The sequence below is a fragment of the Frankia sp. CcWB2 genome, assembly GCF_977927585.1.
Window position 1 is genome coordinate 6058 of the sequence record NZ_CDWRCM010000068.1, and the last position, 5579, is coordinate 11636.

Annotated in this window: 5 protein-coding genes; 3 read left to right on the forward strand and 2 right to left on the reverse strand. The window is 71.4% G+C overall.

Translation table 11 applies throughout. From position 1 onward, the window contains the following. From ACY45C_RS09550 to ACY45C_RS09560, 3 genes are all read left to right on the forward strand, one after another. Positions 1 to 1722 (forward strand): glycosyltransferase family 39 protein (locus tag ACY45C_RS09550; protein WP_462187267.1); only part of this gene is annotated, 1722 nt, incomplete at its 5' end. 44 nt (positions 1723 to 1766) lie between these two features. After that, on the forward strand, positions 1767 to 2975 hold the full coding sequence (locus ACY45C_RS09555; RefSeq protein WP_462187279.1) for a hypothetical protein: 1209 nt from the start codon (positions 1767 to 1769) through the stop codon (positions 2973 to 2975). A 194-nt stretch (positions 2976 to 3169) separates the two neighbouring features. Continuing rightward, positions 3170 to 3373: a DUF5703 family protein gene (locus tag ACY45C_RS09560; RefSeq protein ID WP_462187268.1), complete on the forward strand. Its 204-nt coding sequence runs from the start codon at positions 3170 to 3172 to the stop codon at positions 3371 to 3373. Here the strand turns inward: ACY45C_RS09560 and ACY45C_RS09565 are convergent. Then, on the reverse strand, positions 3358 to 3849 hold the full coding sequence (locus tag ACY45C_RS09565) for a hypothetical protein (RefSeq protein ID WP_462187269.1): 492 nt from the start codon (positions 3847 to 3849) through the stop codon (positions 3358 to 3360). The genes ACY45C_RS09560 and ACY45C_RS09565 overlap by 16 nt on opposite strands. Before the next feature lie 110 nt (positions 3850 to 3959). Beyond that, complete coding sequence (locus ACY45C_RS09570) at positions 3960 to 5318, reverse strand: M20/M25/M40 family metallo-hydrolase (protein WP_462187270.1); 1359 nt, start codon at positions 5316 to 5318, stop codon at positions 3960 to 3962. Positions 5319 to 5579: the final 261 nt, after the last annotated feature.

The following is a 5579-nucleotide window of genomic DNA, read 5'->3' on the forward strand; positions in this document are numbered from 1 at the left end:
GTATCCGGCCGTACGGGACGGATCTTCACCGCGGTAGTGGGGGTACTCCTCGCCGTCTCGGTGATCGTGCGGTTCACCGCCAGCCAGGCACTCTGGCTGGACGAGGCGCAGAGCGTCGCCATCGCCCGCCTGCCCCTGCGCGGGTCGGCCTTCACGATGTGGGACGGCCTGCTACAGGACGGCTCACCGCCGCTGTATTACCTGGTGCTCCACGGCTGGATCAAAGCGTTCGGCGAGGGCACCTTCGCGGTCCGGTCCCTGTCCGCGCTGATCAACATTGGTGCGGCGTGGCCGCTGTTCCTGCTCGCCCGCCGCGTGGTCGGCGAGCGAGCGGCGCGGGTCAGCGTCGTGCTGTACCTCACGTCGCCGTTCGCGTTGTACTTCGGGACCGAGACCCGGATGTACAGCCTCATCGTGCTGCTCACCGCGTTGGGTGGGCTGGCGTTGGAACGCGTCCTGCGGGCACCGTCGATCAGATCGGCGATCGCCCTGGCGCTCTGCGCGGGAGGCCTGGCGCTGACCCATTACTGGTGCCTCTACCTGCTGCTCACGGTCGGAACGTGGCTGGTCCTGCTGCTGGTGGCCCGTCCGTGGTGGGTCAAGCGCCAGATCCGGCGCGGCGAGGGCGCGGGCGCGGCGGACCCAGCGGGTGTGCCGGGTAGCGCGGGTGTACCCGGGTACCGTTCCGCCCCGGGAAGCCCGGGAAGCCCGGCAAGTCCGGCAAGTCCGGCAAGCCGGGGCCGGGGCGCCCCCCACAGTCACCGGACGCCGACCCGTTTCCTCACCCCGCAGCGGCGGGGGCCGGTCTTCGGGCTGCTCGGCATCGTCGGTGGCGGGCTGGTCTTCGCCCCGTGGCTGCCCGACTTCTTCGACCAGCTCACCCACACCGGCACCCCCTGGGGAGAGCCCGCCAGCTATGCCGCGATCTCCCACGCCTACGGCCAGTGGGCCGGCGGCCCGACGACCCTGGGTCGCCTATTGCTGTTCCTGGTCACCGGTCTCGCCGCCGCCGGCATCGCCGGCCGGCCCGCGGGTGGCCGGTTCATCCTTCTCGACCTGCGTGGTCTCGAACCGGGCCGGACCCTGTTCCTGCTGGCCACCGGCACGCTCGTCGTCGCGGTGACGGCGGGCAAGGTGGTCGGCAACGCCTGGGCCGACCGGTACACCGCCACCGCCTTCGTGCCGTTCCTGCTGGTCATCGGGCTCGGCGCGACGATCATCACCGATCGGCGGGTGTTCCACGGAGTGGTCGCCGTCGCGGCCCTGACCGGTCTGCTCGCCGGGACCTCCGACATCCACCGGGAGCGGAGCCAGGCCACCGAGGCCGCGCAGGTCCTCGAGCGGATCGCCCGGCCCGGTGATGTGATGCTGGTCTGCCCGGACCAGCTCGGACCAGGCCTCGCCCGTACCGTGCCGAACTGGATGAAGGTGTACGTCGTGCCGACCTACGCACCGCCGGACCGGGTCGACTGGGCCGACTACGAGCAGCGCAACGAATCAGCCGACGGGGTCGCGATCGCCCGGCGCGCCCTCGCCGAGGCCGGTCCGGAGCACACCGTCTTCCTCGCCGGTTCCGGGTCGTACCGCACCTACGAGGAGCTGTGCACGGTGGTGCGCACCACCCTGCAGGAGGCCCGGCCACTCGCGGACGAGGTCATGAAGCAGGGTCTGCCGGCCAGGGGCTACGAGAACTACGCGCTGCTGCGGTTCCGGGCCTCTTGACCGCGACCGAGGCCCTTCCGGATGATCATCGGGTAGGTGGCGGCATGGGCGGCCGGCATGCGGCCACCCGCTGGGAGGACCGCTGGCAGCTGCGCGAGGTCGTGCTCGCCTGGCTCGCGGCCCGGCTGGCGGTCGGTGCGGCGCTGGCGCTGACCAGGTATATCGCCGACGATGCCCGCGGGCAGCAGGGCGCGCAGCTGAGCACCACCGACCTGCTCGGTTGGGACGCCGGGTGGTACCAGACGATTGCCGAGGTCGGGTACAGCGGCGCCGGGGCCGAGAGCCGCCGGTTTTTTCCCCTGCTGCCGCTGCTCGTGCGGGGGTTGTCGAAGCTGCCGGGGGCCGACGCCCACGTCGGTGTCGTGCTCCTGGTCGTGGTCAACGTGTGCGCGTTGGTCTTCGCGCTGCTGCTGGTGGGGCTCGCCCGGTTCGAGGGGTTCGCCCCGGAGGCGACCACCCGGCTCATCTGGCTCGCCGCGCTGGCTCCGCCCGCCTTCGTCCTGGTCATGGGGTACGCCGAGGGACTCGCCGGGCTGCTGGCCGTGGCGGTGTTCCTCGGTGCCCGCAGCGGACGCTGGGAGCTGGCGGCCGTGGCCGGTCTGCTCGGCGGCCTGTGTCGCCCCCTCGGTCTGGTCCTCGCGGTGCCGGTACTTCTCGAGGCGGCCCGGGGGCTGCCCTGGCCGCTCGTCCGCCGGCTCGGCCCCAGCCCCAGCCCCAGCCCCAGCACGCCGACCACCACGCCTACGGCTGGAACACTCACCGCCCATGATGGGCTGCGTCGGCTGCTCGCCGTGCTCGCCCCGGTGGCCGGCGCCGGCATCTACCTGCTGTGGTCGGCGCACTCCTACGGTGACGGGCTGGCGCCGTTCACGCTGCAGCGCGACGCGGCACGTCACGGCAGCAGCTCGAACCCGCTGGCAGTGCTGTGGGACGCGGCTCGGGGCGCCTTTTCCGGCGAGCTGGGCACGGCACTGCACGTGCCGTGGCTGCTCTTGGCGCTCGTCGGGCTGGTGGTCATGGCGCGCCGGCTGCCGGTGTCGTACCCGGTGTGGAGCGCCCTGGTCCTGGCGGCCGTGCTGACCGGCAGCAACCTGGACTCCGCCGAGCGGTACGTCTACGGGGCGTTCCCGTTCCTGCTGGTCGCCGCGCTCGTCACCGGCCGGCGGGAGATCTTCACGTTCACACTCGCCGCCACCACGGCCGCGATGACCCTCTACGCGACGCTGGCCTTCACCCTCTCCTACGTGCCCTGACCGCCGGCCGCGCGTCGGTGGGTACATGGCGCATGGGCCCGCATCATCTCGCGAGCGATTCCAGAAGCCCTTCCAGAAGATGGCGAAACGATTAACGTAGAGGGGGACCGCACGATGATCGGTCGCCATCCCACGCCGCACCACGCCACGCGCAGCCGGTCATCCTCCGCTCGCAACCACGAGGTCAGGCCGCATTGGATGGAGTAGAGCTGGAGTACCAGCGGCTGTACCTGCCGCCGGGTACGGACTGCCGGGCAGCCGTCCAGATCCTCACGATGCACGCCGAGTTCGGCCACTGGGAGCTCGAACGCCTGCGGCTGTTCCCGGATGGCTCCCGGCGGGTGGTGCTGCGCCGCCGTCGGCGCCCCGGCGGCCTGCCCGGTTATCTGCCCGCCTGACAGCCGCCCACCTGGCAACGGACCTGGGAGGGCGTGCGCACCTCGACCACGTCCGGAGCGATCCCCCGGGTCTGCAGATGCCGTCCCGACAATGCCCATCCGGCCGGCACCTCGACTCCGGGGGCGTCGGCTCCGGTGGCGTCGGCTCCCGCGTCGCCGGTATCCGCCTGCCGGGGCCGCCCCACCGTCCAGACGTCGGCCCGGAACCAGTGATCGCGCCAATGGGCGCTGTCGTCGGCCCGCAGCTGCACGAACCGGCGACGCAGAACCTGCCGGGCGACCTCCAGCGCGGACAACACGCTGACCTCGATGCCCCCGGACGGCTCGGCCCGATCGGCGATCCACACACTGCCGTCCCGGCTGGCTTGCACGAGATAGGCGTAGGTAGCCGGGGGGTGGTCCGCGTCTGCGCCCACCGGAACTCCGACGCCCACCGGAACTCCGACGCCGATGCTGGACAGCGGATCGCCAGCCATACCCCCATCATGTCATGCATTAACGATGACGCATACGCGGATGGTGCTCCGCGCGCGGACGGTGGCATCTCGTCAAGCCGTACCGGCAGGTTCGGGTCAGGAGGTCCGGGTCAGGATGCGTGCAGGAAGCGGTCGAGGACGCGGACGCCGAAGCGCAGCGAGTCGAGCGGCACCCGTTCGTCCACCCCGTGGAACATGCCGGAGAAGTCCAGGTCGGGCGGCAGCAGCAACGGGGAGAACCCGAAGCAGCGGATGCCGAGCCGGGAGAAGGACTTCGCGTCCGTACCGCCGGAGAGCATGTAGGGCACGGCCCGGGCGATCGGGTCCTCGGCGCGCAGCGACGTGGCCATCGCCTCCACCAGCGCGCCGTCGAAGCTGGTCTCCAACGCCTGGTCGTGGACGACCCATTCGCGACGGATGTCCGGCCCGAGGATCTCGTCGAGCTGGCGGATGAACTCCTCCTCCTGACCGGGCAGATAGCGACCATCGACGTAGGCGGTGGCCTCGCCCGGGATCACGTTGACCTTATGACCGGCCTCGAGCTGGGTCGGGTTGGCGGTGTTACGCAGCGTAGCGCCGATCATCCGGGCGATCGGGCCGAGCTTCGCGACGGTCGCCTCCAGGTCGTCCAGGTCGAACTCGATGCCGAGCGCCTCCCCGAGGGAGTTCAGGAACACCCGGACCGTCGGGGTCATGACCAGCGGGAAGGTGTGCCGGCCGAGCCTCGCCACCGCCTCGCACAGCGCCGTCACCGCGTTGTCATCGCTGATCATCGAACCGTGGCCGGCCCGGCCGGCCGCGGTCAGCTTCATCCAGGCGATGCCCTTCTCCGCCGTCTCGATGAGGTAAAGGCGCAGGTCGTCGGAGACGGTGTAGGAGAACCCGCCGACCTCGCTGATCGCCTCAGAGCAGTCGGCGAACAGGTCGGGATGGTTCTCGACGAGCCAGCGCGCCCCGAGGGCACCGCCGGCCTCCTCGTCCGCGACGAAGGCGACGACGAGGTCCCGGGGTGGCCTGCGGCCGGTGCGGACGATGTCGCGGATGACCGCGAGGGTCATCGCGTCCATGTCCTTCATGTCCACCGCGCCCCGGCCCCACAGGCAGCCGTCGGCCTCCTCGCCAGCGAATGGCGGCAGGCGCCACTCGCTGGCATCCGCCGGCACCACGTCGAGATGACCGTGGACGAGCAACGGCGCACGCGAGGGATCCGCCCCCTCCACCCGGGTCACCACGCTGGTGCGGCCCGGGGCCGACTCCAGCAGGGTCGGCTCGAGGCCCACCTCCGCGAGCTTCGCCGCGACGTACTCCGCGATCGGACGCTCGTTGCCGTCGCCGTTGCCACGGTTAACCGACTCGAAGCGGAGCATCTCCCGACAGAGCTCGACCACCTCGCCCTCCGCCGACGGGGCGGTCACCGGCAGGCGCAGGCCACCGGTGCGGTCGGGGGGGGGCGTGGACGCACTCGCCATGCCGCCTAGTCTGCCCCGTCGGGGGTGCAGCCGCCGGATTCGGGCCGTACCGTGAAGCAGAGTCGTAACCAGCCTGCAGCATTGCGCGTCCCGCTGCAGCATTGCGCCGTCCCGCGGGACGACCGGCATAGCGCGGGCATAGCATGGCACCCGTGCCAACGCCGCACCTGCAGGGCAAGAAAGCGACGCTGCTGGCGACGCTGTACGGCAGAGCGCTGGACGCCGGGTCGGCTGACCCCATCCTGCACGACACCATGGCTC